The organism is Pseudonocardia sp. SID8383 (assembly GCF_009864975.1).
GTDB lineage: Bacteria > Actinomycetota > Actinomycetes > Mycobacteriales > Pseudonocardiaceae > Pseudonocardia > Pseudonocardia alni.
This window is the reverse complement of sequence record NZ_WWFY01000776.1, coordinates 1-1254: the sequence shown is the minus strand read 5'-3', so window position 1 is coordinate 1254 and position 1254 is coordinate 1. Positions and strand designations below refer to the sequence as shown.

Below are 1254 nucleotides of genomic sequence, written 5' to 3'. Positions count from 1 at the left end.
GCGGGCGCGTTGGGGACGAGACCGGTGGCGCAGGTGCGGACCACCCGCCAGGGGGTCTCGGCGACGTCGGGAGTGGTGAGGTCCACGCGGGCGATGCGGTGCCCGTCGGCGAGCAGCGCGGCGGTCAGCGACGCGAGGTCCCCGGCCGGCCCGGTGCGCAGCGGGCCGCGGGTCGCGGGCGCGGTGAACCGGGGCAGATGCTCCTCCTGCACGCGCGGGTCGAGCCACACCTGCACCTGGGCGCCGAGGTCGCGCACGGCGGCGTAGCGCCCGCCGGCGTCGTCGCGGTAGCGGCGGTCGGCGCGGTGGTCGAGGTAGAGGCCGCGGGCGAGGACACCGGCGTCGATCGAGGCGTACACCCAGCCGTCGGGGTCGAGCAGTCCGCGGGTGAAGACCCAGGTGTGGACGGCCTCCAGCACCGCCTTGGTGGCGGCCTCGGCGGCGTCGAAACGGGCGGCGCCGCCCCCGGCGACGATCCCGGTCTCCGGGTCGACGACGACGGCACCGACCACGGCCGCCGGGTACTCGGTGGGCAGCTCGACGAGGTGGACGTCGAACGCGGCCCCGGCCAGCGCGGCGTCGAGCCCGGGGACCGAGGCCCGGTCGATGCCGTGGGAGGGCAGCCCGAGGTGCCACCAGCGTTCCAGCGCGTCGCGTTCGACGAGCTCGAGCAGGCCGCGCCGGTGGGCGTCGACGGCGCCGTCGCCGGTGGCGATGCCGGCGTAGTTGAGGTGGTGGAAGCGGGGTTCGGCGCGACGGGCCCCGCTGTGGTGGTTGAGCAGCGCCCAGGAGGCGGGCAGCCAGGTCGGCTCCTCGTCGGCCTCGACGCCGGCGATCCAGCGGATCGGCAGGTCCTCGGTGAAGCGCTGGTAGGGACGGCCGTCCTGCCAGTGCGCGAGCAGCGGCAGCTCCTCGGGCCCCCAGCACCGGTGTCCCGCGGCGCGCAGCTCCGCGGCCGTGGTGAGCGGCAGGTCGCGCGGGACGCGGTTGCCGCAGTAGCGCTCGACCGCCTCGCCGAGTGCGGCGGTGCGGGCGCCGTCGCGGTCGCCGAAGGTGGTGCCGAGGCTGACCCGGTCCGCGGGCCAGGCGCCGAGCCGGCGCGCGTCGGACACCTCGGCGGTGACGGCGCTGTAGGCGGCGGGCAGCCCCGGCACGGGGGCGACGTCGACCAGCCGGCGGACGATCCCGCCCAGCGGGTCGACCAGCACCTCCACCGGCAGTACGGGAACGGTCGGTGCCGTCACAGGGTGACCT

1 protein-coding gene is annotated in these 1254 nt (G+C 77.1%); it reads right to left on the bottom strand.

What is annotated here, in order from left to right:
- On the bottom strand, window positions 1–1214 hold a 1214-nt coding region (locus GTW08_RS18670), incomplete at its 3' end, for a YcaO-like family protein (protein WP_346009934.1).
- Window positions 1215–1254: the final 40 nt, after the last annotated feature.